Here is a 26,272-nt window from a genome sequence, read left to right as displayed (position 1 = left end):
CGCATAACTTCGTCGCCCAATGCAACCTGAGTTTGTGGACAGCGCCAGAAAGGCGGTCACTGCGCCAGAGGCGGCATCACTGCTGGGTTTTCTCATTGTTGCTCATTTGCTTGCGGCAGTGCGAAGCAGAGCGCCAAAGTTTCTTATTGTCGCTTTTTACGATACAGCCTCCCTTCTAATGAAAACTTGATCTAGGTCGCGCTTTCCATCGACCCTAGGTGCCGGCGTAACTGTCTGCTCATTCTCACTTACCTTGCCTTTGGGTCGTGACGCGGACGTCCTCCGAGTTGTGATCCCTTTGTCGATGGATTTAGCGGTGAAGCGGTTGACAGCGCTGTCTTTTTCGTTAAGGTGGCGTTCTCAGACAAAAATAAGAGAACAGTCATGACCCGCGCCCCATTTTTCCTCGCCCTGGCCCTCGGTGGTCTTGTTGCCGCCTGCAGTGAACCGGATCGAGGCGCAGTCACGGCCGCCGAGCAGATTGCGCAGAACTTCTCGGTGACGCAGGAAGTATTGACCAACTTCCAGGGCGTGGATGCGGCCCTGCGGGCCGACTGCAAGCGCGCCGGGGGCAGCGGCGCTATCTGCTCCACCTACCGGATCAACCTGATCAATGAAGGGCCGGCCATCGGCGCCGAGGAGCGCGACTGGACGCTCTACTTCCACAGCGTGCGTCGCACCCTCAGCCTGCGGAACCGCGATGATTTCCTGCTGGAGCACGTCAAGGGCGACCTGCATCGCCTGGTGCCGACTGATAAGTTCACCGGAATTGGCGCCGGTGAACTCCTCGAGCTGGACTTTCTCGCCGAGTACTGGATGCAGTTCGAGTCCGATTTTATGCCGCGGCTGTTCACCGTCGATGGCGAGGGTACCGCCCGCGTGATTGAGTCCACCGACAGCGACAGCATCGAGGCGCTGGTGCTGCCGATCAACAAGAACAATCCGGATAACTGGAAGCGCGCCGTGGCGGATGCCAATGTGCTGGCCACGGCCGAGAGCCGCTACGCCCAATATAGCGCGGACGCGCCCGCGGCGGACGACCGCTGGCGCGCGCGTATTATTCCGCAGCCGCTGTGGGTACAGACCTCCGGCGAGCCATTCGCACTCACTACCGGGATCGCCGTGGACGCGGGCCCGCTGGCCAGCCCGAGCCTGCACGCCTTCCGCCAGCGCCTGGAGCAGTTGCAGCTGGCACCGACCGGGCCCGGTGCCTATCCGGTGCGGGTGGACATCGACGGGGCGGCCTTTGTCGACAAGACCCCCGGCGCCTACCGGCTGGCGGTCGGCGAGCGCGGTGCGGAAGTGCTCGGTTACGATCAGGCGGGGGCTTTCTATGGTCTGCAGTCGCTGCTGGCGCTGGTGGATGTGAAGAGCCGCACGCTGGCGCGGGTGGAGGTGGAGGACGCGCCGCGCTTCCCGCATCGCGGCATGTTCCTGGATGTGGGCCGTAACTTCCACAGCAAGCAGGTGGTGCTGAAGCTGCTGGACCAGATGGCCGCCTACAAACTCAATCGCTTCCACTTCCACCTGTCGGACGATGAGGGTTGGCGCCTGGAGATCCCGGGCCTGCCGGAGCTGACCGAGGTGGGCAGCCAGCGCTGCTTCGACCTGACGGAAACCCGCTGTCTGCTGCCGCAGCTGGGCTCGGGGCCCAACAGTGACAACAACGGCAGCGGCTATTTCAGTGTCGATGACTATATCGAGATCGTCCGTTACGCCGCGGCGCGCCATATCGAGGTTGTGCCCGAATTCGATATGCCAGCGCACGCCCGTGCGGCAATCGTGGCCATGGAGGCGCGCTATCGCCGGCTGCAGGAGCAGGATCCGCAGGGAGCCGGTGAATATCGCCTGCTCGATCCCAAGGACGACACCCGGTATCTGTCGGTACAGTTCTACGACGATAGCTATATCAACCCCTGCCTCGATTCCACCTACCGTTTTGTCGGCAAGCTGATTCGCGAAGTGCAGGCCATGCACCTCGCCGCCGGCAGCCCGCTGACCAGCTGGCACTTCGGTGGCGACGAGGCAAAAAACATCCTCGCCGGCAACAGCTTCGAGGACGCCCCGGGCAGCGACCCGGAAAAGGGCGATGTAGTGGCAGAGGCGCGCCAGCAGCCGTGGAGCAGCTCACCCCAATGTCAGAAACTGGTAGCGAATGGCGGCGCCGCGTCTATCGAGGAGCTGGGCGCATATTACGCCAAGCGGGTTAGCGGCCTGGTGGCTGAGGCCGGCATTGCGACCATGGCGGCCTGGCACGATGGCGTCAAACACATCGATGACGCGAATAAGGCGCTGGCTACCGCGGACAACTATGTGAATTCCTGGGAGCAGCTGCCGTGGGGCGGAACGGAACACAGCGGCCACCTGGCGGACGCCGGTTTCGACGTAGTGCAGTCGCACTCGGATTTCCTCTACTTCGACATGCCCTACGAAGTGGACCCGAAGGAAAGCGGCTACTACTGGGCCTCGCGCCATACCCCGACCAAGAAAACTTTCAGTTATGCGCCGCTGAACACCGCGCAACTGGCGGAAATTTCCACCAATCGCGACGGCAACAGCTGGTCGGCGACATCGCCCGCGGCGGAGTTCGCCGAACGGGTGCGTGGCATCCAGGGGCAGCTGTGGAGCGAAGTCGTGCGCACCGACGCCCAGGTGGAATACATGATTTTCCCGCGCCTGCTGGCGCTGGCAGAACGCGCCTGGCACCGGGCAGACTGGGAGCTGCCGCTGGTCGAGGGGCAGCAGTTCTCCGCCGAAACCAGTGCGGTGGACAAGCGCGCGCTGCAGGCGGACTGGCGGGACTTTGCCGCCGCGCTCGGCAACAAGGAACTGTTGAAGCTCGACCTGAGCGGCGTGGGCTACCGGGTGCCAGTGCCGGGCGCGCTGGTCGAGAACGGTCAGCTGCTGATGGCGCTGCCGTATCCCGGCCTGGATCTGGAGTACTTTGATGGCGAGCGCTGGCAGCTGCTGGCAGATCCGGTGCCTGCCGCCGCGGTAAAAGCGCTGCGCGCCCGCAGCGCCGATAGCCGCCGTGCCGGCCGCGCCGTCGTGCCGGAGCTAGCGCCGAGCACTGCCCGGCGCTAGACGCGATTATCGGCAGAGACTCGTCCGCTCAGGATCAGTGAGGCGGGTCTGCCGGTTTCCGGGTGCAGGGGCTCCTGCACCAGGACCAATTCCAGTCCAATGCGGCGATACAGCGCCAGCCAGGATTCCAGCGTGCGGAAATACCATGGGGCAGGGTCGCGAAAATCCTCACTGAAACCGTCCCAGGAACCGTGCCGCCAGCCATCGCGGTATTCGGTGTCGCCGCAGGCGACCAGCGGGTGTAACGTCTGCACCAGCAGGTGCCCGCCGGGGTTCAGTAGTGCCGGTGCTGCGGCGACCAGTCGCGCTACGGACGTATCGCCGATCAGGGAAAAATTGCACACCATCAAGTCAAACCGTTGCCGCAGCTCGCCCGCGGCCAGCGCCTCATAGGAGAGCTGCCGATAGCTCTCCCCGGGCCCGGCGCGCCGCCGCGCCGCTTCGAGCAGCTCCGGCACGGCGTCGATCCCGAGAACTTCGATGCCGTTGATGGCCAGCGCCCGCGCCAGCCAGCCCTCGCCGCAGCCGACGTCGAGGACTGAGCCGGGCCGGTGATCCAGCACGGCAGCTACAATTGCTCCATCTGTAACCAGTTTGCGGCTGGCGATTGTGGCGCCATCGATCGCCCGGATCCAGGGTGCCGCATTGCTGTGCCAGCTTTGCAGGATTTTTTTATCGCTGAATTCGGAATCGCTCATCGGTTACTGCCGTGACGCCTTGTGATTTCGCAGTTGCCGAGTGTACCGTCAGGGCCATTCCAACAACAAAAAGAGCAGAGAGCCTATGCCCCGCCAAATGGTATTCGACTATGTAATTGTCGGTGGCGGTTCCGCCGGTTGCGTGCTGGCCAACCGCCTGAGTGCCGATGAGCAGCACCGCGTGTGCCTGCTGGAGGCGGGACCTTCCGATCGCAGTTTGCTGATCAGCATGCCGGCGGGGATCGGCTACCTGGTGCCGGGCAAGCGCTACAACCTGCATCACTACACCGAGCCACAGCAGCACTTGGAAGGGCGCCGGCTCTTCTGGCCGCGCGGTCGCACTCTCGGCGGCAGCAGCTCAATCAATGCAATGATCTACATCCGCGGCAATGGCGCCGACTACGATGCCTGGGAGGCGGCGGGTAATCCCGGCTGGGGATGGCGCGATATGCTGCCGTACTTCCTGCTGTCGGAAGGCAACGAACGCGGCAGCGACGCGCACCACAGCGGTTACGGCCCGCTGAAAGTGTCCGACCTGAGGTGGAAGACCGAGGCCGGGCGCGCATTTGTGCGCGCAGCCCAATCCGCCGGTCATCGGCTCAATAATGATTTCAACGCCAGCCAGCAGAACGGCGTCGGCTTTTATCAGGTAACGCAAAAAAACGGCCGGCGTTGCTCGGCTGCCGCTGCCTACCTGCATCCGGTGAAAAACCGTCCCAACCTGAGTGTGTTCACCCGCAGTCAGGCCGCGCGCCTGCTGTTCAAGGGCGACAGGGTGACTGGTGTGGAGCTGCTGAATGGCAAGCGCATACTGGCCAACAAGGAAGTGCTGCTCTGCGCCGGCGCGATTCAGTCGCCACAATTGTTGCTGCTCTCCGGTATCGGCCCGGAACAGGAATTGAAAGAGTTCGGCATCGTGCCCCAGGCGCATTTGCCGGGGGTGGGAAAAAACCTGCAGGACCACCTGGACATTACCCAGGTGGTGCAGGCCTCGGAGCCGGTGACCTTTTCCGAGTCCTTTCTGCCGAAGTTGCAGACGGCGCTGCGCCTGCCCGAGCTGCTGTTCCTCAATCGCGGCCCGCTGACCAACAACGTGGCCGAGGCGGGCGGATTCGCCTGCTCCAGTAGGGCGGGCGGAAACCCGGATATTCAGTTTCACCTGACCTCCGCACCGCTTTTTGAACACGGTCTGAAAAAACCGGGCGGTTACGGCTATTCACTACACGCCTGTGCGCTGCGCCCAAAGAGCCGCGGCGAAATAACACTGGCTAATAATGATCCCCGCTCTATGCCATTGATTCAGCCCAATTATCTGAGTGACGCCGAAGATATGGCGGTGATGATGGAAGGCTTCGAGATGGCCCGTGACATCCTGCTGCGGTCTGATTTGCAGCGCTACCATCAGCGCTGGTGGCTGCCGACAAAGCCGCTGATGAGCAAGCTTTCCATCAAGCGATTTATACGTCGCCATGCAGAAACCATCTATCATCCGGTGGGCACCTGTAAGATGGGCCGTGATGATCTGGCGGTAGTCGACGAAGAGTTAAAAGTCCACGGCGTCAATGGACTGCGCGTGGTGGACGCCTCCATAATGCCCACCCTGATCAGCGGCAATACCAACGCGCCGGTGATCGCAATCGCGGAGAAGGCTGCGGATTTGATTCTGCGCAAGGAGCCGGCCGCTCAATCAAAGCAACCTGAATCCCTGGAAGCAGAATGATCTGGCAATGCCCTGTCTGTCATCTACCCCTGGAAATCGGCGATAGCACTTGGCGCTGTACCAATCGACACAGTTTTGACTGCGCCCGTGAGGGCTATGTCAATCTGCTGCCGGTGAATAAAAAGCGCAGCAAGGAGCCCGGTGATTCCGCGGAAATGTTACAGGCGCGGCACCGCTTCCTCGAGGCCGGTATTTACCGGCCGCTGGTGGAGGCGATCGTGGCGCTGTTGCCCTATGCGCCGGGTCGCCAGCTGCTCGACATTGGTTGCGGTGAGGGCTATTACCCGCGCCAGTTGCAGGAGGCCGGTTGGCCGGCGCAGGCATTGGCTGGCGTGGATATTTCCAAGGCCGGTATACGCATGGCGGCAAAGAGTCAGGCCGATACGCAATTTGTCGTAGCGAGTAGTGTGGAGTTGCCGTTGGCAAAGGACAGTGTCGACCACCTGTTACGGGTATTTGCGCCAGCGGCGGATGCGGAAATGCAGCGTGTACTGAACCCGGGCGGCTCCCTGCTGGACGTAGCGCCGGGGCCGGAGCACCTGTGGCCGCTGAAGTCGGCACTCTATGACGAGCCGCGTCAACATGCGCCGCCCAAGCCGGTGGAGGGTTTCGTTCCCGAGGTGGAACTGCGCTGCTGTTTTCCGTTTAAATTACAGGGCCGCGAAGCCATAGCAGATTTCCTCGCTATGACACCCTTTGCCTGGAAGGGCAACAGTGACGTGCGCCGCGAACTCGAGCTGCGGGAAAGCCTGAAGCTGGAGGCCGACTTCGTTGTACGCAGGTTGATCTGTAAGAAATAACAGAACGGATTTTATGGCAACCCCGAGAGATTATGGATTTATGCGTCGCGCACTGGAGCTGGCGGAAATTGCCGGCGAGCGCGGCGAGGTGCCGGTTGGCGCCGTGCTGGTGCATGAAGGAAAAATTATTGGCGAGGGCAGCAACCGCCCCATCGGCAACTGCGATCCCAGTGCCCACGCGGAGATCGTCGCCCTGCGCCACGCGGCGGAACAGCTGCAGAATTACCGCCTGCCGCAGACCACCCTTTATGTGACGATCGAACCCTGCACCATGTGCTTCGGCGCGATGGTGCACGCGCGCGTCACACGGCTGGTGTACGGCGCACCTGAGCCTCGCGCCGGTGCCGTGGAAAGTCGGCTGAAGCTGGGTGAAGCGGATTTTTTCAATCACAAGATCGCGGTGGAAGGCGGGGTGATGGCTGAAGAAGCCGGCGGCCTGGTCAAGGAGTTTTTCCGGGGGCGCCGCTGAAATGCTCGTTGCGTTTCTGCTCAACAGTCTGCTTGTCGGGTTGACGGTGGTGATTCACCACGAGGCGCTGAATGGTCTGTTTCGACTGGGGCAGAGGCTATCGGTAAGGCGCAATCTGGCGGTGCTGATCGGTGTGTTCGGCGCCATGCTCGCGCACGTCGTCGAGATCTGGCTGTTTGCGATCGGCTATTACTTTATGGTGCACTCGATGCACTTCGACACGCTGCTGGGCAACTTTGATGGCAGCCTGATCGACTGTGCCTACTTTTCTTTTACGACCTATACCTCACTGGGGTTTGGTGACATCGAGCCGATGGGACATCTGCGTTTCACCGCCGGCCTGGAGGCGCTCGCCGGCCTGATGATGATCACCTGGACCGCTTCTTTCATGTTCCTGAAAATGCAGCGCTACTGGGAATACTGACGTCGCCGGTTGCAATTGCCAGTTACTGTTTCATCCTTGCCGTGCGGCCCGGGCGCCCCTGCGGTTTCTGTGCCGGGTAGAACTCCCTCGCGTGACTGCGCAGGTACGCATGGCGCTTCAGGCTGCGCCAGAGTTTGCCCAGCGGGTGCAGCCAGTAGAGCCACCGCGAAACCCTGTCCCGGTGGACATTGGATTTCTTGATGCTCGATTCGTGCTCGGTCTCCCACAGCAGGTGCGGCTCGACGCCGTACACGTGCAGGTCATATTCCCAGAAGTGATCGAACAGCTTGTCGATGGGTTCGAAAATTCGGCTGCCGTAATCCAAAACTTTCTTCATGCCGGCGCGATTGATCAGATAACCCTGGGCACCGCACCAGCCGCGTTCCGGGCGCACCAGCCGGTAGTTTCCATCGGTCAGGGTTTGCACTTCCTTGCGCTTGCGTACCTTGAGTCCCATCAGGCGAACCATTTCCACGTCGGCCGGCAGTTGCTCCAGCTCCGCGAGCACTTTGCCGAAATCGGGCTCCAAATGGACATCGTCCTCGAGAATACAGACCCGTTCCAGCCCGGATTCGTAGGCCCGGCGGATTGCGCGCAGGTGTGCCAGGTAACAACCCACCTCGGAGCTTTTCAGCTCGCACAGGTGGCGCCAGCGCGTGGTACCGCTGGCAATCCGTTCGCCCGCTTGTAGCGCCGGCATGCCGCCGCGGCCATCGACACCGCCAATGGTGCGGGCCGGCAGTCGCTGTTCTTTCAGCGCCGACAGCAGCGTACGCGCCCTCGCACCCTCCGGGTCCAGCGTGATTACCCAGCAGGGCGTGGTGGTGATGGGGGCCAGTTGATCGACGCGGCGCCGCAGTGTGCGCGCTTCGGGCTGGCGCAGGCGCTGCCGCCGGGGGCGCGCTGCGGGGCGTGGCACATGTTTTGGCTCGGCGACCATCGCCTGGGGCTGGGAGTTGTGGGAATCCGCAGCCACAGTAGCGGTTTGGCCGGCATTTGTGGCAGGCGCTACACCGACTGGCCACCGGGTAAGGAGGTCACCCAGGAACCGGTAGTCGGAGGGATTGATGAAGAGTCCGAGCGGGCGCTTCAGCACCTGCGGGAGTTTGAGGCGCTTGGGGAGATTCATCTGCGCTGCCCCAATGCGGCACATCGGTCAAAACTGTGGTCACCGAACGCAGCGTTCGGGCTGGGAAGTTGTCTGCCAAACATGGCGATCACCTGTATCTGCAACATTGTCGCCGGTAAGTACGGGCGACAAATCCAGCGGTTGCTACTGCGGTCCGTGATCGAGCAACGTTCAACGACTAGGTCGAACTTCCGTGTGTCTAAAACTGGATACTAATGACTGACCATCAGGTCAGCTGCTTTCTGGGCATTTGGCCGGGCGAGATGCGTTCGGTCTTTTGCAAGCAGAGCCCTCAGCACAGGGGCTCGCCAATTGCCGTCTGCCTGTTTACTGAAGTTTTGAATCCTAAGTTAGATGCGGACGGGGTTTCCGGTAATAGTTCTATTTTTGTCAAATTGACCCTTAATGCTGGTTTTATTTGGGATGTTTCGACGGGATGATGCAGAGATGCCGCTATTTATCCTGCTAGAATCGGTGAGTCGCCCCGCGCTTATCTACGACTAGCCAAGGCCGGGAAGTAATCAGCAGAATTATTGGAATTGGGATATGCAATCGGATCTGGTCAGGATGGCGCTGATTCTCGGTTTGTTGAGCTGTGTCGGCCCGTTTGCGATCGATATGTACCTGCCGGCGCTGCCGGTTATTGCCGACAGCCTGGGGGCGCCGGTGGAGGCCACCCAGTACACGCTGATGTCCTTTTTCATCGCGTTCGGCATCTGCCAGCTGTTCTATGGCCCGGCCTCCGATATGTTCGGGCGCAAACCGCCGTTGTATTTCGGCCTGGTGCTGTTTGCGGTGGCGTCCGTCGGTTGCGCCTTGGCGCCCACGATCGAATGGCTGATCGCGCTGCGTTTTATCCAGGGGGTTGGCGCCGCCTCGGTAATGTCCATCCCGCGAGCAGTGATTCGCGACCGCTATACCGGCACCGAGGCCACGCGCCTGATGACGACGGTAATGCTGGTGATTTCCATCTCGCCGATGCTGGCGCCGCTGGCCGGCAGCGCGCTGATCGGGCCCTTCGGCTGGCCGTCGGTGTTTATCGCGGTGGCGGCGGCCACGGTGCTGAGCCTGGTGCTCGCCGGTGTAGGCCTGCCGGAGACGCTGCGTGCCGAGGATCGCGTACCTTTCCAGTTCGGCGCCATGCGCAGCGCCTTTGCCACCTTGCTGCGCGATCCCGGCTATATGGGGCTCACCGTGATCGGTGGCCTCGGCATGTCGAGCTTTTTCGTTTTCCTGTCCACGTCGTCCTTCCTGTATACGGGCCACTACGGGCTGACACCGACGCAGTTCAGCCTCGCCTTTGCCCTGAACGCGCTCGGCTTTTTCACCTCCAGCCAGTTCGCCGCGAATCTCGGCGAGCGCTTCGGCTCGGTGGCCGTGGTGCGCTGGGCGGTGGCCGGCTTTGCCGCCAGCGCCACGCTGATGCTGGCGGTGATCGCTGCAGGCTTTGCGGATTTCCCGGTGCTGGTGGCGATGCTGCTGTTGTGTAATGTTTTCCTTGGGCTGGTGATACCGACTTCGATGGTACTGTCGCTCGAGGAGCACGGCCCCATCGCCGGCACGGCCGCCGCGCTGGGCGGGGCTTTGCAAATGCTGCTCGGAGCCGTGGCCATCATAATCGTCAGCCTGGTGTTCGACGGCACGCCCTTGCCACTGGTGGCGGCGATCGCGCTGTGTGCGCTGGCGGCGCTGGCAATTTCAATGCTGACGCTGCGCGGGTCGCAGCCGGTCGCGGTGCAGTCCTGATGTGCAGTGTCTTCGATGTGGATGATCACGCGGGCATTGAGCGCTTTCTGGACATCTACGGCGTGCACCACCCGCAGCGCATGATCTTCGGGCGTCGCCGCCGCCCGACACAGCAGGTGTCCATCGTCACCGCTAGACATGGCGATCCCGAAATCGAAAACGCGATCTGGCATCTGTATATGGAGCGCGATGGCGACGGCTGGAAACCGCACCGCAAATACTGGTCGATCAACAGCAACTGGAAAAAACTCGGCACCCGCCCCGAATACCGCAAGTCCCGCTGCCTGATCCCGGCGACCGCCTGGGTCGAGAGCCAGGGTGGCAAGAATCCGGTGGAGTTCAGTTACGGTGCGCCGTTTTTCTTCTGCGGCCTGTACAAGACCTGGGGTGATTTGCTCAGCTGCTCCATCATCACGCTGGACGCCCATCCGGCGACGAAAAAGTACCATGAGAAATCTCTGCCGATGATTGCGCCGGCGGATACTCATTTTGTCGAGCGCTGGTTGGCCGGGGGAGAGGATACGGTGCAGTTCGAGCCCTACCTACAACCGCATATTGGGTACGATGGCAAATCGTTGATGGTGCAACCGGTGGTAAGGGCGACGTCGACGGAATATGCCGGGGAAAAAATCAGCGTCGAACAGTGACTCTGTAAGCGGCTGATCGGCGGCTCAGTTTGCAACCCTGCGCGATTGGTTCAATCGGGCATCCACCCTGGTGGCGGTTAGATGCCAGGTCAAAAGACCCGCGTATTAGCGGTTTTATCTAATTGGGTAGCGGAGGTGCGGCATGCTGTATTTAGCGCGGAGATATACGGTAAACCGAAGCGAAGTGTAGGTTTTGCCTTGTTACTTTTTGAGCAATCGGCGATACCAATTGGCCTTGCTCAATTCCCAGTAATGTGAAGGTCGCACACCTCCATCGGCTAACTGGCTCTCGATTTCGCCCATGTAGGTAAATCCGATTCGCTCAAGGAGATGCGCCGTGCGAGTATTATCAAGCGCCGCCGTCTCACAAATCAGATCAACACCAATAGTTTCAAACAGCCAGCTAAAAGCTGCGATTGCGCCGTCGCTACCCTGGCCAGCACCCTGCCTGTCGCCACGAATGGCACCGCCAAGCTCACAAGCAGCCCATTGGGGCCAAAATTGAATATCGTAATACGCGCTGGCTACGCCGCTCTCATCCGTACTGACCATCAATAGACCTTCGCCAAGTGCACGATCTTCAATATGTTTATTAATAAATGCAGAAATGGTGTTGCGATTGATCTGCTGGGGAAGTGTATAAATTGGTTTGGATATCTCTGGGTTATCTAATAGCGAGGTTAATGCGTCTACATCTTTCTCGCTAGCAATATGGGCAACGCCGGGGATGTTTACTGCATTGCTGACGGAATTACGAATTTGAAGCTGTTTTTCTTTACTCGCGATTACCCTTGTAAGTGGAATTTCAGTCATTCGCTGTGTTTCTATTTTGCTGGTGATTGCACATGGGTTTAACGTGAATTTCGAAACACCATGTATGTGGACAGGCGTTGCCCAACAACGACTGTTCAGTCCAATTTTTTGTCTAAAAAGTTAGCGCCTTGTTCAACAGTTTATTCGGGCAGATGGCAAACAGCCTCAATGTTATTGCCATCAGGATCTAATGCAAATGCACCATAGTAATGTTCATGATATTCATTGCGTAAGCCTGGTTTGCCATTGTCTCTTCCACCACTTTTCATCGCGGCTTTGTGAAAGGAGTCCACAGCATCTCTATTGGCCGCTGAAAAAGCAATATGCCTCGGCGTATAACTTTCTTTAACTTCTATAATCCAAAAGATTGGAGTCTTTTCTGGGCCAAAAGCACATACTCTTTGGTTTGGGAAATCTTTATTCCAACCTGCAACATATTCCTCTTGCATGTGATAACCAAGAACAGCCAATGAATCTCTGTAGAATTTTTTGGTTGCAGCATAATCTTTAGCATATGTACTTAAATGATCAATCATTGGGTTTCCTTATTTGTTTAACTTCGTCAGTACGAGCGGTCAATGCCGCCACATGTGCAACGAAAATGGGAGTGCAGTGGTTCGCTCAACAGTTGAGCAGCGTTGAGTGTCTGCGGAGGGTCGAAGCCCGGAGCAATCTGCCTGGCCTTGTTAGTTGCGCTGCTCCAATACATCTAATAGCTTTTGACCATCCGTCAAAGTGAGAAATGTACGATTAAACTGGAGATTGCGCTGGAGAATTTCCTTTATTTCTTGGGCGGTTAATGGCTTAACAATGCAAAAATTTGACAATTTTTGATAATGGCAACCTCCCTCAACAAGTTCGCCATTTTCAGGCCTAATTCTATCTTTACTCAGAACGATACCGCTTCCCTGGCCATACCCTAGAATACCTTGTTTATTTCCATATAAAAATACGGTATCCCCTCCTTGTATTTTATCGATGTTATTTTTTCTTTCACAAAATTCCGCAGCTATACCCTCGCTAAGCATTTCAACTTGATCTTCATCTCGATACTTATTGTTCGTGTTTAAAATATAAAACTTCTTCCTTGTATTCATAGTTCTCTCCTTCTGCGAACAACTAGCACCGCAATCAGACGCGGCTTACTTTGTGTGCTTTTTGTACTAAAATAGCAGCGCAGCGACCGTGCAAAAAATGCACAAAGTAAGACGTCGACTGCATTGCTTTGTTAGGGCTGTTGTACACTGACGATGTCCTGTAACTTACTGACAAAGTCTTTTTCTTCATATCTTTGAACTTGCCCGGACGCTCCACATGACCCAATGTGATAATCCTCACTTTCAAAGAAAATTACGTATGCTCTACCAGTTGTCATGGGAATGCCGCAATCTCCGCCACCAAATCCTGTGCGTATTGTTTCAATTTTATTTGGTTTACCTTTAATCACGGTCTCAACTTTGAAAGTGCCTTCTATGTACGGCCACTGCTCCTCTGACTCAGGGGTAATCACTTTTGACGACATCAACACTCCCAAGTAAATATTTTTTGCGCTTTCAACATGCTTTTCTAGCGGTTGGTATAGACAGCTACATGCGAATGAAGAAATTGGAAGTACAGAGAATATAAAAACTAAAGCTCTTATCATCGAAATTGTCTCTTCGTGCTTGCCCTAACAGTTTTATTCAAAAGCCATAGGCTTCATATCACCTTGGCTTCATATCTCACTTGTCAGCGTTTTTTAGATTCTTCGAAAACACATGGGATATCAATAGTTTGCTAGGCGGAGATAAAGCGGACGCCAGAATCAACAAGCCTCTGGGCTACTTTCGCGACAGGCGAGCTGACTATTGAGCAAGGATGAGTTTGTAATGAAATCAATGAGTTACAGAGCGGCTGTGAGTGTTAACGAGCCTAGGGCTGCTGAACACGGTAGTTTTGCTCGAAATACGCGTCAGGGCTTGGGTTTAGCGAAAGTATCTGCCTCTGTCCTCGCTTGTTTAAAGCTGTTCAGCGATTGATCAGCGGCAGGGGCGAACACCGGCCCCCGGTACGGCGTGGGGAGAGGTGCGGGATTCAGACTCGATGTCGAGGCCTAAAGTCGTGGAGACCCGCGGGTAGGGCCTCGACTGGGATTGAATTTGGCGAAAGCCCTGGCGCCTTTACTCCGGCCGGTTTGCGCCTGCGGGCGCCCGCGGCGTCCCAACCACTGCGCGGTTGGTCGAACCGCGAGCCTGTTCTCGCCGGCCGTGGTACCAAACAAGAAGACCCGCATGAGATGGGTAGTTTTGAGCGTTGAACCCGGCCGGACTAACCAAAAAAGCCCAGGCTTTTTTGGCCCTGCGGGCTTCGCGGCCGCTGGCGGCTGCTCGTTGTTGATTGCGCCCTGGGCGCAATCGGTCGAACCGGGGTGCCGCTCTCGCTGGCCTCCGATAGCAAACAAAAAAGGCCCGCAAGTGCGGGCCTTTATTTGTTTGGTACCAGAGGCCGGACTCGAACCGGCACGGGTTTTACCCCAACGGATTTTGAATCCGTCGTGTCTACCAATTTCACCACTCTGGCAGCAGCGCGAGGCAATGTCGTTCGGGTGCCTCGGCGAGGGGGACGATTATAGCGATGGGCGGTAACCGGTCAACCGGATTTGGCGGCGGGGCTGCTTTCCGTTACTCTTCGCGCCCACTTGTTGACCACCTAAACTGATTCCATGCGCCGCCAGGATTTCCGCTTCGACCTGCCCGATGAACTGATTGCCCGCACTCCAGCCAAGGAGCGGCGGGGCAGCCGTCTGCTGTGCCTGGACGGCCCCAGTGGTCGCCTCGAGCACCGCCAGTTCGCCGAGCTGGCGGACCTGGTGGAGCCCGGCGACCTGCTGGTTTTCAACGACACCCGCGTTATCCCGGCGCGCCTGTTCGGGCGCAAGGCCAGTGGTGGCAAGCTGGAGATTCTGATCGAGCGGGTGCTGGACGAGCACCGGGCGCTGGCCCATATCCGCTCGAGCAAGTCGCCGAAGCCCGGCACCGAAATACTGCTCGAAGACGATACCCCGCTGCAGATGATGGCGCGTCACGAGGCGCTGTTTGAGCTGGAGTTTCCGCAAGAGGGCGTGTTGCCGGTGCTGGAGCGCCTTGGCCATATGCCACTGCCGCCTTATATAGACCGGCCCGATGAGGATACGGACCGCGAGCGCTACCAGACGGTATACAGCCGCCATGCTGGCGCCGTGGCGGCGCCGACGGCAGGGTTACATTTCGACGATGCGATGCTTGCCGCCCTGCGCGACAAGGGCGTGGAGACCGCCTTTGTGACCCTGCATGTGGGGGCCGGTACCTTTCAGCCGGTGCGGGTGGACGACATTTTTGAACACAAAATGCACAGCGAAGTACTGCACGTGCCGGAATCCGTGTGCCGGGCGGTGGCGGACTGTCGTGCGCGCGGCGGGCGGGTGATCGCCGTCGGCACCACCAGTGTGCGCGCGCTGGAAAGCGCCGCGGCGAACGGCGAACTGGTGCCGACGGTGGGCGAGACCGACATCTTTATATACCCCGGTTACCAGTTCCGCGTGGTGGATCGCCTGATTACCAACTTCCACCTGCCGGAGTCGACCCTGATGATGCTGGTGAGCGCCTTCGCCGGTTACGAGCAGACGATGAACGCCTACCGCGAGGCGGTGCAGCAGAAATACCGCTTCTTCAGTTACGGCGATGCGATGCTGATCACCCGCAATCCCGAGGTCAGCGGCTGGTGACGGCGCGAGCCATCTTCCGCAACCGGACAAATTTCAGGAGCTACCTTTGAGCCGCCAGTGCTTTATGCAGTTTGAATTGGATACTACCGACGGCAAGGCCCGCCGTGGCCGCTTGCGCTTTCCGCGCGGCGTCGTTGAGACCCCGGCCTTTATGCCGGTGGGCACTTACGGCACCGTCAAGGGTATGCTGCCGCGGGACGTCGAGGCGATCGGGGCGCACATCATCCTCGGCAACACTTTCCACCTGATGTTGCGTCCGGGCACCGAGGTGATCGAGGAGCACGGCGACCTGCACGACTTCATGCAGTGGTCCGGCCCGATTCTGACCGACTCCGGCGGCTTCCAGGTGTTCAGCCTCGGCGATCTGCGCAAGATCACCGAGGAGGGCGTGTCCTTCCGCTCGCCGATCGATGGCAGCCCGGTGTTTATGGGGCCGGAAGAGTCGATGCAGGTCCAGAAGTCGCTGGGATCCGATATCGTCATGATCTTCGACGAGTGCACCCCTTACCCGGCTACGACCGATGAGGCGCGCAAGTCGATGGAGCTGTCCCTGCGCTGGGCGGAGCGCTCCAAGAAAGCCCACGGCGACAGCCCGTCGGCGCTGTTCGGCATAGTGCAGGGCGGCATGTACCCGGAGCTGCGTGATATTTCTATGCGCGGCCTCACCGAGATCGGCTTCGATGGCTATGCGATCGGTGGCCTGTCGGTGGGTGAGCCCAAGGACGAGATGATCAAGGTGCTCGATCACCTCGCCCACAAGATGCCGGCGGACAAGCCGCGCTATCTGATGGGGGTCGGCAAGCCGGAAGATATCGTCGAGGCGGTGCGCCGCGGCGTGGATATGTTCGATTGCGTGATGCCCACCCGCAATGCGCGCAACGGCCATCTGTTCACCGCCGAGGGGGTGGTCAAGATCCGCAATGCCCGCCACCGCCACGATACCGGGCCGCTGGAGGAAGGTTGTGACTGCTACACCTGCGAGAACTTCTCCCGCGCCTACCTGCATCACCTGGATCGCTGCGGCGAGATCCTCGGTTCACAGTTGAATACCATTCACAACCTGCGCCACTATCAGCGGCTGATGCAGGGCCTGCGCGACGCCATCGCCGCGGGTGAGCTGGAGACCTTCGTGGCCGAGTTCTACCGCCGCCTCGGGCGCGAGGTGCCGCCGCTGGAGGGGTAGGGCGAGCGCTCCACCAGCGAGAGCCGATATTGCAGGGTGTCGATGCGAAGGCCCTGATGCCGGGGACCTTTTTGCCAGACCTTCTGCGGCCATGGATGGCCGTGGGGAGCGTACAGGGATGTATTCACCGCGTGTCTGGCGAAAAGGTCCCCGGAGCAGGGGCGCCACGAAAGTGGCTACTGGGTACAGGCCGAGCCGGCCGATTTGTACCCCAACCCTATCCCCGTATAATCGGCCCCCACTTGGGGGCTTCTGCGCCTTGCAATCCGCCTTCGGCGCCCGCATATCCTCCGACATTGCCAAGATTTACCGGCCCACAAGGCCGCACTAAAACAATGAGAGCAGCATGAATCGCTACCCCTTCTGGAAGTACCTCCTGATTCTTGTGGTTGTGGTCCTCGGCTTGACCTACGCCGCGCCCAACCTCTACAAGCCGGATCCCGCCGTACAGATCTCCGGTCAGTCCAGCGCCATGAACGTGGGGCAGAATGTCCTCGATCGCGCACAGAAGTCCCTGGATGAGGCGGGCATCAGCTATATCGGCGGCGAAGTGGGCGACAAGGCCGTGCTGCTGCGTCTCGAATCGATGGACGATCAGCTGCCGGCGAAGCGGGCGATTCAAGAAGCGCTGGGTCACAGCGACTACGTGGTGGCGCTGAACCTGGCTTCCACGACACCGGATTGGCTGAGCAATCTCGGCGGCAGCCCGATGAAGCTGGGCCTGGACCTGGCTGGTGGCGTGCACTTCCTGATGGAAGTGGACACCAACACCATCGTCAAAACGAACATGGAAGGCTACGCGCAGGATGTTAAGGCCAAACTGCGCACGGCCAAGGCGCGCTACCGCAGTGTGGACCTGGTGGACGATCGCGAAGTTGTCGCCCGCTTCCGCAGCGAAGACCTGCGCGACCTGGCGGTCTCCACCATGCGCAAGGAATTCCCACAGCTGCAGCTGACCGAAGGCGGCAGCGGCGACAACCTCGAAGTCCGTGCGACCCTGTCCGAGCAGGAGATCAAGCAGCTCGAGGACTACGCGGTAACCCAGAACCTCACCACCCTGCGCAACCGCGTTAACGAGCTGGGCGTGGCCGAGCCGATCGTGCAGCGCCAGGGCCGCAACCGCATCGTGGTGGAACTGCCGGGCGTGCAGGATACCGCCGAAGCCAAGCGCATTATCGGTAAGACCGCGAACCTCGAGTACCGTATGGAGGCGCGCCCGGACACCCTGGTGACCAACAAGGAATATTTCGAGTACCGCAATGAGCAGCAACGCCAGATGTACGGCGGTGCCTGGCTGGAGCGCAAGGTCATCATCAAGGGTGACCGGGTGACCGACGCCCGCGTCGGCTACGACGAGAGCGGTTTCCCGCAGGTTAACATCACCCTGGATTCCCGCGGTGGCGAGCTGATGCACCGCGCTACCTGGAAAAATGTCGGTCGCCGCATGGGCACGCTGTTTATCGAGAGCCGCTTTGTGCCGGAGACCCAGACGGACGCCGCGGGCAATGAGATCGTGGTGCAGAAGCGCACCGACGACAAGAAGATCATCAGCCTGGCCACCGTGCAGAGCGCGCTCGGTCGCCAGTTCCGCATCACCGGCCTCGACAGCCCCGCCGAAGCCCAGGAGCTGGCCCTGCTGCTGCGCGCCGGTGCCCTGGCGGCGCCGATGTATTTCGTCGAAGAGCGGGTGATCGGCCCGTCCCTGGGTGCCGACAACATTAAGGTCGGCGTCACGTCGGTGCAGATCGGCCTGCTGGCGGTACTCGTCTGTATGCTGCTGTTCTACCGCGTGTTCGGCCTGGCCGCGAATATCGCCCTGGCGGTGAATATGGTGCTGCTGGTGGCGGTGATGTCGATTCTCGGCGCCACGCTGACCCTGCCCGGAATCGCCGGTATCGTACTGACAGTGGGTATGGCGGTGGATGCCAACGTGCTGATCTTCTCCCGAATAAGGGAGGAACTGCGCAACGGCATGCCGCCGCAGTCGGCGATCACGGCCGGCTTCGACAATGCCTATAGCACCATCGTGGATGCAAACATCACCACTCTGATTGTGGCGGTGATCCTCTATGCAATCGGCTCCGGCCCGGTACAGGGCTTCGCCGTGACCCTGTCCATCGGCATCCTGACCTCTATGTTCAGCGCCATCATGGGCACCCGGGCAATCATCAACTTGTTCTACGGCGGTCGCCGTGTACAAAAACTCTGGATTTAAGGGAGTTGGCAATGAGCGAGACCAAAGTAGAAAACGGACAAATCACCGAATACATGGGCAAGCGCGTGTTCGATTTCATGCGCTGGCGCAAACTGGCCGCTGCAATCTCCATCGTGATGGTGGTTGCGTCACTGGCCGCGCTGGTCATGAATGGCCTGAAATTCGGTCTGGACTTCACCGGTGGTACCCAGATCGAGGTGGGCTACGAAGTGCCGCCGCGCATCGAGGAAGTGCGCACCCAGCTGGTATCAGCCGGCTACGAAGGTGCCACCGTGGTGAATTTCGGTTCCGACCACGAACTGCTGATCAAGCTACCGCCGGCAGTGGCCGAAGCGCAGACCCAGGTTCGAGCCCGGGATGAGAAGGCCACCCAGTCGATCGGCGACAAAGTGGTGGCCGTGCTGGGGCAGGGCAGCGAAGGCGATGTGGAGCTGCGCCGTGTGGAAATGGTCGGTCCGCAGATCGGTGAAGAGCTGCGCGATGATGGCGGCCTCGGCATGTTGTTCGCACTCGCGGTGGTGATGGCCTACGTGGCGCTGCGCTTCCAGTACAAGTTCTCCGTCGGCGCAGTAGCGGCGTTGGCCCACGACGTGGTTATCGTGCTCGGCTTCTTTGCGCTGCTGCAGCTGGACTTCGATCTGACCGTGTTGGCGGCGGTACTGGCGGTGATCGGCTACTCGCTGAACGACACCATCGTGGTCGCGGACCGCATCCGCGAGAATTTCCGCAAGGTGCGCAAGGCGGATTCCGCGGAGATCATCAATATCTCCATCAGCCAGACGCTCGGCCGGACTTTCATGACCTCATTCACCACTTTGCTGGTGTTGTGGGCACTGCAGTTCTTCGGCGGCGAGCTGATTCACAACTTCTCGCTGGCGCTGATCGTCGGTGTGGTGGTGGGTACTTATTCTTCCGTTTACGTCGCCGCGAACGTGCTGATGGCGATGCATATCACCAAGGAAGACCTGATGCCGCCGGTGAAGGAAGGTGCGGAGCTGGAAGAGATGCCCTGAGGCATCTATCCACGGTTCCTGGCATGGGTATCGCCGGATACCCATGCAGCAGCGGCCGCTGGACGCGATCGATCCTGAGAACTCTGGATTCCGATCGCGGCCAGCGGCCGCTTCTGTATTTGGGGGGAAAACTAGCTGCGGGGCTTTTTGCCCAGGGTGATGTGCTTCGGCCCGGAAGTGTTGGTCTGTCCGCTCACTCCCTTGGGAACCTGCTGGATTTCACCGCCTTGTGCGAGAAAGGCCTGCACCTGTTCTTCGATGCTCTCGCGGGTTTCTAAGGCGGTGGGCTGCTTGCGTTTGGAAGCAGTAGAAGCTTTCTTGGCCACAATAATTTTCCGATTTTCTGCGTGAACCGGCCATTGTACAGGGATTTGAACAAAAAATCACCTGTTTGGAATGGGCCCCCGTTTTCCGTGGTTTGCGACGGTTTTTCTGCTCCGCAAAAGCGTTTTGCTGATACAAAAGGCTCGGGATCTGTCGGGCACTGGTTTTGAGCTGTGCGGTGCTTTTCAGCGTTTTCACTCCCCCGGTGAAATCGGCCCGCGATTGCGATCCACCCGCTTGTTGTTGTCGCGGAAGTAGCGCCCCAGGTAGCGTGCGTAGTTGATCCCGGTGCTGCTGATGTAGCCACCGGAGGCGCCTTCGCCGCCGGACCAGGAGTGATCCACGCCGTTCAGCGACAGCATCGAGACGCGCCCATCCTGCCACAGGGTTTCCGCGGCGGTGCGGCTGCCTTCGGTTACCGAGTTGATGCCCGGCAGTTGCTCTACACCGTAGACGCCGGCCATGCCTTCCGCATTCTGCTCCTTGTAGCACCGGTTGACCGTAGTGTCGGCTTCACCGTGGGCGATGGACGCGATCTGGGTTGCGAAGTGGCTGGCGTAACTACCAGCGTAGCCAGAGCAACGGCTGGTGACGTCGGCGGTCTCGCAGGGGCCGAGTGCGCCATTGGGACTGGTGCCGATACTGGGCCCGGCGCTGATGCCCATGCCGGCGAATACGTCCGGTGCCAGACAGGCGGTGGAATTGGCGAAGCTGGCGCCGGATGACAGGCCGGCAATATAGACCTGGTCTGGGTCGATGCCACGATTGGCATCACCGGACAGGGTGTTGGCTAGGTTGATGAGGTTTTTGTAGTCACCGGCCGAGCGTGACCTGGTGCCCTGCCAGTAGGACCAGCAGCTGTAGCCCGCCTTGTTCATCGCCTCCGGCACCGCCACCACCATGCCGAATTCCTCGGCCGCGTCTTCGAGGTTGGCGTTGACATAGTTGTCGATTGGCTGCACACAGCCGTGCAGTACGATCAGCAGTGCCTTGCCATGGCCGATAGCGGAATTGTTGTCAGGGGTATAGATATGAACATCGTTGAAGCCGCCGATGGTGACATTCTGTTGCCAGCTGCCGGCTTGGCCAGTGGTGGCCGCGCAGAACACAGCCGCGGCGACTAGCAGGCGGCGGAGAGGTCCGCGCCTGGGTTTTAGGGGCATCATTGCATTCACCATTATTGTTGTTGGGTAAGCCTCGCCCAGCCTAGAAGGCCGGGGCGGGGCTGGGAATGCGACTTTGGTTGTAGTGGGGACAGCAGTTTTCGCGGCTGGCGGCGTTCAGGGCTCTGACGGGGATTCGGACGCTGCGGGCAGCGGCCAGCCGCCCAGCTCCTGCCACTTGTTGACGATGCCGCAGAACAGTTCCGCGGTTTTTTCGGCATCGTACTCGGCGGAGTGGGCGCTGCTGTTGTCGAATTCGATCCCGGCCACCTGGCAGGCTTTGGCCAGCACCGTCTGTCCGTAGGCGAGACCGGCGAGAGTGGCGGTGTCGAAGCAGGAGAACGGGTGGAAGGGGTTGCGCTTGATACCGCAGCGATCCACTGCGGCATTGATAAAGCCGAGATCGAAATGGGCATTGTGGGCGACCACGATGGCGCGGGTGCAGCTGTGTTTCTTCACTGCGCTGCGGATTTTGCGGAAAAGCTCCGGCAGCGCGATTTCCTCCGGCCAGGCATCGCGGTCCGGGGATTCGAGGTCGATGCCGATAAAGTCCAGCGCCGACTGCTCCACATTGGCGCCCTCAAAGGGTTCCAGGTGGAAGCTGTGGGTGGCTTCAGGAAACAGGACGCCGTTTTCATCCATATCCAGGATGACCGCGGAAATTTCCAGCAGGGCGTCGGTGCGGGAGTTGAAGCCGCCGCTCTCCAGATCCACCACCACGGGCAGGAATCCGCGAAATCGCTGGGCGAGGAGGCTTTTCGGTCCTGTGGGTTCTTCCGCGGGGGTCACTTGGGGTCCTTAATTGGCTTTGCGTTCTGTTTGAGGTCTGGGGCGGCCCTGCTGCCGGTGGTCGCTTGCTCAACAGCCTCACCGGCAAATGTTTCACAAGCGACCCCCGGCATCAGTGCCTGCGTTTCAAGGTTCAGTATTCTTTCCCGGATCCCGGTTACACCAGTTTCCAGCTCAATGTTTCGCCGGCGGCCAGTGGAATGAGCCGCTCGCCGCCCATATCCAGGCTCTCAGGCAGTGCCCAGGCTTGTTTCACCAGGGTAATGGTGTCCTCATTGCGCGGCAGGCCGTAGAAATCGGGGCCGAATTCGCTGGCGAAACCCTCCAGTTTGTCCAGCTTGCCGGCGCGGTCGAAGGCTTCCGCGTAGAGCTCGATGGCCGCGAAGGCGGTGTAGCAGCCGGCACAGCCGCAGGCAGTCTCTTTCTTGCCTTGGGCGTGGGGGGCGGAATCGGTGCCGAGGAAGAACTTGGGGTTGCCGCTGGTGGCCGCCTCGATCAGCGCAGACTGGTGATAGCCACGCTTCAGTATCGGCAGGCAGTAGTAGTGCGGGCGGATGCCGCCGACCAGCATGTGGTTGCGGTTGTAGAGCAGGTGGTGGGCGGTGATGGTGGCGCCGACACCGTCGCGGGCATTCTGCACGAACTCGGCCGCGTGCGCGGTGGTGATGTGCTCCAGCACGATTTTCAGGGTCGGGAAGTCGTCCACCAGGCGCGATAGGGTCTTCTCAATAAACACCTGTTCGCGGTCGAAGATGTCGATGTCGCTAGTCGTCACCTCACCGTGCAGCAGCAGTTTCATGCCGCACTCCTGCATGGCTTCCAGCGCCGGGTAGATATTGGCGATATCGGTGACACCGGAATCGGAATTGGTGGTGGCGCCGGCGGGGTACAGTTTGGCGGCGATGACACCGGCCTTGTGTGCCAGCTTGACCATTTCCGCATCTGTTCTGTCGGTGAGGTAGATGACCATCAGCGGCTCGAACGGATTGCCCTCGGGAATCTGTTCACGGATACGCAGCTGGTAAAACAGTGCGTCTTCTGCATCCACCACCGGCGGTACCAGATTAGGCATAACAATGGCGCGGCGGAACTGGCGTGCCGCGTCCCCTACGGTGCGCTCGAGGGCGCCGCCGTCGCGCAGGTGAATGTGCCAGTCATCGGGGGCGCGAAGGGTGAGTTGCTCCGTCATAGTGCTTCACTGGTGCTCGGTGGTGGGTGGACTTGCGGCGCGAATGCTACCCGATGCGCGGGTAAATTGCGACGCGGCTATTGTTTATAAAATAGCCATATTCGCCGGCAGGCTCGTTGGCGCTAGTCGTTGGCGAGCTGAGGCGCTACAATCGCGCCCCGAAAAAGGCAGCACTGCTGCCACGCCTGGGCACACCTCCAAGAATAATCCCCCCAGACCGACACCTGATTCCACGCCGCGGCACTTGGCTTCGCAGCGTTTTTTAGTGGCGGCTTACTCCCAGTAGAGGACAGCAATGAGCAAAATCGACAAGGTAGTACTGGCATATTCCGGCGGTCTGGATACCTCGGTGATTGTGCGATGGTTGCAGGAAACCTACGACTGTGAGGTTGTGACCTTCACCGCCGATATCGGCCAGGGCGAGGAGGTGGAGCCGGCGCGCGCCAAGGCCGAGGCTCTGGGCGTCAAGGAAATCTATATCGACGATCTGCGCGAAGAGTATGTGCGCGATTTCGTCTTCCCGATGTTCCGTGCGAACACCATCTACGAGGGCGAGTACCTGCTGGGTACCTCCATCGCCCGCCCGCTGATCGCCAAGCGCCTGATCGAGATCGCCAACGAAACCGGCGCCGATGCCATCTCCCATGGCGCCACCGGCAAGGGCAACGACCAGGTGCGCTTCGAGCTGGGCGCCTACGCGCTGAAGCCGGGTATTCAGGTGATCGCCCCCTGGCGCGAGTGGGATCTGACCTCCCGCGAGAAGCTGATGCAGTACTGCGAGCAGCACAAGATCCCGGTGGATTTCTCCACCGGCAAGAAGAAATCTCCTTACTCGATGGATGCCAACCTGCTGCATATCTCCTATGAGGGCGGCATCCTCGAGGATCCCTGGGCGGAAGCCGAAGAGGATATGTGGCGCTGGAGCGTCAGCCCCGAGGCGGCGCCGGATCAGCCGACCTATATCACCCTGACCTTCGAGAACGGCGATCCCGTTGCGATCGACGGCGAGCGTATGAGCCCCGCGACGCTGCTGGAGAAGCTGAACAAGCTCGGCGGCGCCAACGGAATCGGCCGCCTGGATATCGTCGAGAACCGCTACGTCGGCATGAAGTCCCGCGGCTGCTACGAGACGCCCGGCGGCACCATTCTGCTGAAAGCGCACCGCGCCATCGAATCCATTACGCTGGATCGCGAAGTCGCCCATATGAAAGACGAGTTGATGCCGCGCTACGCCAACCTGATCTACAACGGCTACTGGTGGTCCCCGGAGCGGCGCATGCTGCAGGCGGCAATCGACGAGTCGCAGCAGGTGGTGAACGGTGAAGTGCGCCTGAAACTGTATAAAGGCAGCGTGAGTGCCGTGGGGCGCCGTTCTGCCGAAAGTTTGTTCGACGAGCGCATCGCCACCTTCGAGGAGGATGCGGGCGCCTACGACCAGAAAGACGCCGAAGGTTTCATCAAACTGAACGCTCTGCGCCTGCGTATCGCCGCCGGCAAAGGCCGAAAATTGATTTAGATCAGTTGCGTCAGGCGAATGATGCGCTTAAATCGTCGCCCTGCGGCTGGCGACGGCTATCGTGAAGGCATATAGCCGGAATGGTGGCGGCGGGCTTTTGCTCGTTTAGCAAAAATGAATTTTAAAAAGCAACGGAAGTAACAACATGACGACAACGGTGGCAAAGACCGGCCCTGTGCCGGACTATGACTACAACATCGTGCGCCAGTTCACCATTATGTCCGTGGTCTGGGGTATCGTGGGCATGGCCGTGGGTGTATTGATCGCGGCGCAGCTGGCCTGGCCGGCGCTGAACGACATCTGGCAGCCTTTCACCCATTTTGGTCGCCTGCGCCCGCTGCACACCAATGCGGTGATTTTCGCCTTCGGTGGCAGCGTGCTGTTCGCCACTTCCTACTTCGTCGTGCAGCGTACCTGTCAGGTGCGCCTGTGGGGCGGCTGGCTGATCCCTTTCACCTTCTGGGGCTGGCAGGTAATTATTGTCGGCGCCGCCATTACCCTGCCGCTGGGCTACACCTCCGCGAAAGAGTATGCGGAACTGGAGTGGCCGCTCGATATCCTGATCGCCCTGGTCTGGGTCGCGTATGCGATCGTGTTCTTCGGTACTATCGCCAAGCGCAGAACCTCGCACATCTACGTGGCCAACTGGTTCTTTGGTGCCTACATCATCACCATCGCCGTGCTGCATATCGTCAATAACCTGGAAGTACCGGTCAGCGCCTGGAAGTCCTACTCCATGTTCTCCGGCACCAAGGACGCGATGATCCAGTGGTGGTACGGCCACAACGCGGTGGGCTTCTTCCTGACTGCGGCCTTCCTCGGCATCATGTACTACTTCGTGCCGAAGCAGGCTGGTCGCCCGGTTTACTCCTATCAGCTGTCCATCGTGCACTTCTGGGCGCTGATCTCCATTTATGTATGGGCCGGTGGACACCACCTGCACTATTCCGCGCTGCCGGATTGGACCCAGAGCCTGGCGATGGTGATGTCCGTTATCCTGCTGGCGCCGTCCTGGGGCGGCATGATCAACGGCATCATGACCCTGTCCGGTGCCTGGCATAAACTGCGCACCGATCCGACCCTGCGCTTCCTGGTGGTATCCCTGTCTTTCTACGGCATGTCCACCTTTGAAGGCCCGATGATGTCCATCAAGACGGTCAACGCGCTGTCCCACAACACCGACTGGACCGTCGGCCACGTGCATTCCGGCGCGCTGGGCTGGGTGGCAATGATCTCTATCGGTGCTCTCTATCACCTGGTTCCGGTGCTGTGGAAGCGCAAGGAAATGTACAGTGTGAAACTGATCAATGCGCACTTCTGGCTGGCCACCGTGGGCACCGTACTGTACATCGCCGCCATGTGGGTGAACGGCATTACCCAGGGTCTGATGTGGCGCGCCTTCAATGCCGACGGCACGCTGACCTACAGCTTCGTTGAGAGTGTGATCGCCAGTCACCCCGGTTATGTGGTGCGCTGGATCGGCGGTGCACTGTTCCTGATTGGTATGTTGCTGATGGCGTATAACGTGTTCCGCACCATCACCGAAGATGCCGAGGAATCCGCCGAGCGTGGCGAAGACAAAGCTGCGGCGCAAGCTGTTTAGGAGGT

23 protein-coding genes and 1 tRNA gene are annotated in these 26,272 nt (G+C 59.7%); 13 read left to right on the top strand and 11 right to left on the bottom strand.

The annotated features are described in order from the left end of the window. Positions 1-384 precede the first annotated feature (384 nt). A complete protein-coding gene (locus tag BLW36_RS12805) occupies positions 385-3,084 on the top strand; it encodes a family 20 glycosylhydrolase (protein WP_091389172.1) in 2,700 nt (899 codons plus the stop codon). Here BLW36_RS12805 and BLW36_RS12800 read toward each other — a convergent pair. Beyond that, the gene (locus BLW36_RS12800; protein ID WP_091389170.1) at positions 3,081-3,782 is read right to left on the bottom strand and encodes a class I SAM-dependent methyltransferase; all 702 of its coding nucleotides are present in this window, start codon (positions 3,780-3,782) and stop codon (positions 3,081-3,083) included. The two genes, BLW36_RS12805 and BLW36_RS12800, sit on opposite strands and share 4 nt — an antisense overlap. Before the next feature lie 85 nt (positions 3,783-3,867). On the opposite strand from BLW36_RS12800, the gene BLW36_RS12795 reads away from it, so the two are divergent. The 4 genes from BLW36_RS12795 to BLW36_RS12780 are packed head-to-tail and all read left to right on the top strand — an operon-like array spanning position 3,868 to position 7,195. Next, the gene (locus BLW36_RS12795) at positions 3,868-5,502 is read left to right on the top strand and encodes a GMC family oxidoreductase (RefSeq protein WP_091389166.1); all 1,635 of its coding nucleotides are present in this window, start codon (positions 3,868-3,870) and stop codon (positions 5,500-5,502) included. After that, on the top strand, positions 5,499-6,302 hold the full coding sequence (locus BLW36_RS12790; protein WP_091389163.1) for a putative RNA methyltransferase: 804 nt from the start codon (positions 5,499-5,501) through the stop codon (positions 6,300-6,302). The genes BLW36_RS12795 and BLW36_RS12790 overlap by 4 nt, the downstream gene beginning before the upstream one ends. A gap of 13 nt (positions 6,303-6,315) precedes the next feature. Next, positions 6,316-6,771, top strand: coding sequence for a tRNA adenosine(34) deaminase TadA (gene tadA / locus BLW36_RS12785; RefSeq protein WP_091389159.1), 456 nt, complete (start codon positions 6,316-6,318; stop codon positions 6,769-6,771). A 1-nt stretch (position 6,772) separates the two neighbouring features. Beyond that, on the top strand, positions 6,773-7,195 hold the full coding sequence (locus tag BLW36_RS12780; RefSeq protein ID WP_091389156.1) for an ion channel: 423 nt from the start codon (positions 6,773-6,775) through the stop codon (positions 7,193-7,195). A gap of 22 nt (positions 7,196-7,217) precedes the next feature. On the opposite strand, the gene BLW36_RS12775 is transcribed toward BLW36_RS12780, so the two are convergent. Further along, positions 7,218-8,324, bottom strand: a complete 1,107-nt coding sequence (locus BLW36_RS12775) for a glycosyltransferase family 25 protein (protein WP_170833210.1) — start codon at positions 8,322-8,324, stop codon at positions 7,218-7,220. Positions 8,325-8,870: 546 nt separating this feature from the next. On the opposite strand from BLW36_RS12775, the gene BLW36_RS12770 reads away from it, so the two are divergent. Then, on the top strand, positions 8,871-10,070 hold the full coding sequence (locus BLW36_RS12770; protein WP_091389148.1) for a multidrug effflux MFS transporter: 1,200 nt from the start codon (positions 8,871-8,873) through the stop codon (positions 10,068-10,070). Further along, positions 10,070-10,717, top strand: a complete 648-nt coding sequence (locus BLW36_RS12765; RefSeq protein ID WP_091389144.1) for an SOS response-associated peptidase family protein — start codon at positions 10,070-10,072, stop codon at positions 10,715-10,717. Before BLW36_RS12770 ends, BLW36_RS12765 begins: the two co-directional genes overlap by 1 nt. 201 nt (positions 10,718-10,918) lie before the next feature. Here BLW36_RS12765 and BLW36_RS12760 read toward each other — a convergent pair whose 3' ends face one another. From BLW36_RS12760 to BLW36_RS12745, 5 genes are all read right to left on the bottom strand, one after another. Further along, positions 10,919-11,530 (bottom strand): GNAT family N-acetyltransferase, encoded by a 612-nt coding sequence (locus tag BLW36_RS12760; RefSeq protein ID WP_091389139.1) that lies wholly within the window; start codon positions 11,528-11,530, stop codon positions 10,919-10,921. A 140-nt stretch (positions 11,531-11,670) separates the two neighbouring features. Continuing rightward, positions 11,671-12,066 carry a VOC family protein gene (locus tag BLW36_RS12755; RefSeq protein ID WP_091389136.1) on the bottom strand — a complete coding sequence of 132 codons (396 nt, stop codon included), beginning with the start codon at positions 12,064-12,066 and terminating at the stop codon, positions 11,671-11,673. A gap of 150 nt (positions 12,067-12,216) precedes the next feature. Continuing rightward, on the bottom strand, positions 12,217-12,627 hold the full coding sequence (locus BLW36_RS12750) for a hypothetical protein (RefSeq protein ID WP_091389133.1): 411 nt from the start codon (positions 12,625-12,627) through the stop codon (positions 12,217-12,219). 131 nt (positions 12,628-12,758) lie between these two features. After that, positions 12,759-13,052, bottom strand: a complete 294-nt coding sequence (locus BLW36_RS17210) for a hypothetical protein (RefSeq protein WP_170833209.1) — start codon at positions 13,050-13,052, stop codon at positions 12,759-12,761. 950 nt (positions 13,053-14,002) lie between these two features. Next, positions 14,003-14,089: transfer RNA gene (locus BLW36_RS12745), tRNA-Leu, on the bottom strand. 142 nt (positions 14,090-14,231) lie between these two features. On the opposite strand from BLW36_RS12745, the gene queA reads away from it, so the two are divergent. The 4 genes from queA (at position 14,232) to secF (ending at position 19,683) form a co-directional block, all read left to right on the top strand. Next, positions 14,232-15,272 (top strand): tRNA preQ1(34) S-adenosylmethionine ribosyltransferase-isomerase QueA, encoded by a 1,041-nt coding sequence (gene queA / locus BLW36_RS12740; protein ID WP_091389129.1) that lies wholly within the window; start codon positions 14,232-14,234, stop codon positions 15,270-15,272. A 64-nt stretch (positions 15,273-15,336) separates the two neighbouring features. Then, positions 15,337-16,455 (top strand): tRNA guanosine(34) transglycosylase Tgt, encoded by a 1,119-nt coding sequence (tgt, locus tag BLW36_RS12735; protein WP_425286756.1) that lies wholly within the window; start codon positions 15,337-15,339, stop codon positions 16,453-16,455. Between the two features lie 346 nt (positions 16,456-16,801). Beyond that, the gene (gene secD / locus BLW36_RS12730) at positions 16,802-18,670 is read left to right on the top strand and encodes a protein translocase subunit SecD (protein WP_091389123.1); all 1,869 of its coding nucleotides are present in this window, start codon (positions 16,802-16,804) and stop codon (positions 18,668-18,670) included. 11 nt (positions 18,671-18,681) lie between these two features. Further along, positions 18,682-19,683 (top strand): protein translocase subunit SecF, encoded by a 1,002-nt coding sequence (secF, locus tag BLW36_RS12725; RefSeq protein WP_091389120.1) that lies wholly within the window; start codon positions 18,682-18,684, stop codon positions 19,681-19,683. A gap of 131 nt (positions 19,684-19,814) precedes the next feature. On the opposite strand, the gene BLW36_RS12720 is transcribed toward secF, so the two are convergent. From BLW36_RS12720 to pyrC, 4 genes are all read right to left on the bottom strand, one after another. Beyond that, entirely contained in the window at positions 19,815-20,009 is a 195-nt protein-coding gene (locus BLW36_RS12720; protein WP_091389117.1) for a hypothetical protein, read from the bottom strand. Between the two features lie 192 nt (positions 20,010-20,201). Next, positions 20,202-21,173: an extracellular catalytic domain type 1 short-chain-length polyhydroxyalkanoate depolymerase gene (locus tag BLW36_RS12715; protein ID WP_091390230.1), complete on the bottom strand. Its 972-nt coding sequence runs from the start codon at positions 21,171-21,173 to the stop codon at positions 20,202-20,204. A gap of 114 nt (positions 21,174-21,287) precedes the next feature. Then, entirely contained in the window at positions 21,288-21,959 is a 672-nt protein-coding gene (gene rnt / locus BLW36_RS12710) for a ribonuclease T (protein WP_091389113.1), read from the bottom strand. Positions 21,960-22,116: 157 nt separating this feature from the next. Beyond that, the gene (pyrC, locus tag BLW36_RS12705) at positions 22,117-23,148 is read right to left on the bottom strand and encodes a dihydroorotase (protein ID WP_091389111.1); all 1,032 of its coding nucleotides are present in this window, start codon (positions 23,146-23,148) and stop codon (positions 22,117-22,119) included. A 295-nt stretch (positions 23,149-23,443) separates the two neighbouring features. Between pyrC and BLW36_RS12700 the strand changes: the two genes are divergently transcribed. Both BLW36_RS12700 and ccoN read left to right on the top strand, forming a co-directional pair. Beyond that, positions 23,444-24,664 carry an argininosuccinate synthase gene (locus tag BLW36_RS12700; RefSeq protein ID WP_091389108.1) on the top strand — a complete coding sequence of 407 codons (1,221 nt, stop codon included), beginning with the start codon at positions 23,444-23,446 and terminating at the stop codon, positions 24,662-24,664. A gap of 145 nt (positions 24,665-24,809) precedes the next feature. Further along, on the top strand, positions 24,810-26,267 hold the full coding sequence (ccoN, locus tag BLW36_RS12695; protein WP_091389106.1) for a cytochrome-c oxidase, cbb3-type subunit I: 1,458 nt from the start codon (positions 24,810-24,812) through the stop codon (positions 26,265-26,267). The last annotated feature ends 5 nt before the right edge of the window (positions 26,268-26,272 follow it).

Source organism: Microbulbifer marinus (assembly GCF_900107725.1).
Classification (GTDB): Bacteria; Pseudomonadota; Gammaproteobacteria; order Pseudomonadales; family Cellvibrionaceae; genus Microbulbifer; species Microbulbifer marinus.
The sequence above is the reverse complement of the archived record's forward strand: the minus strand, read 5'-3'. Positions and strand labels throughout refer to the sequence as shown.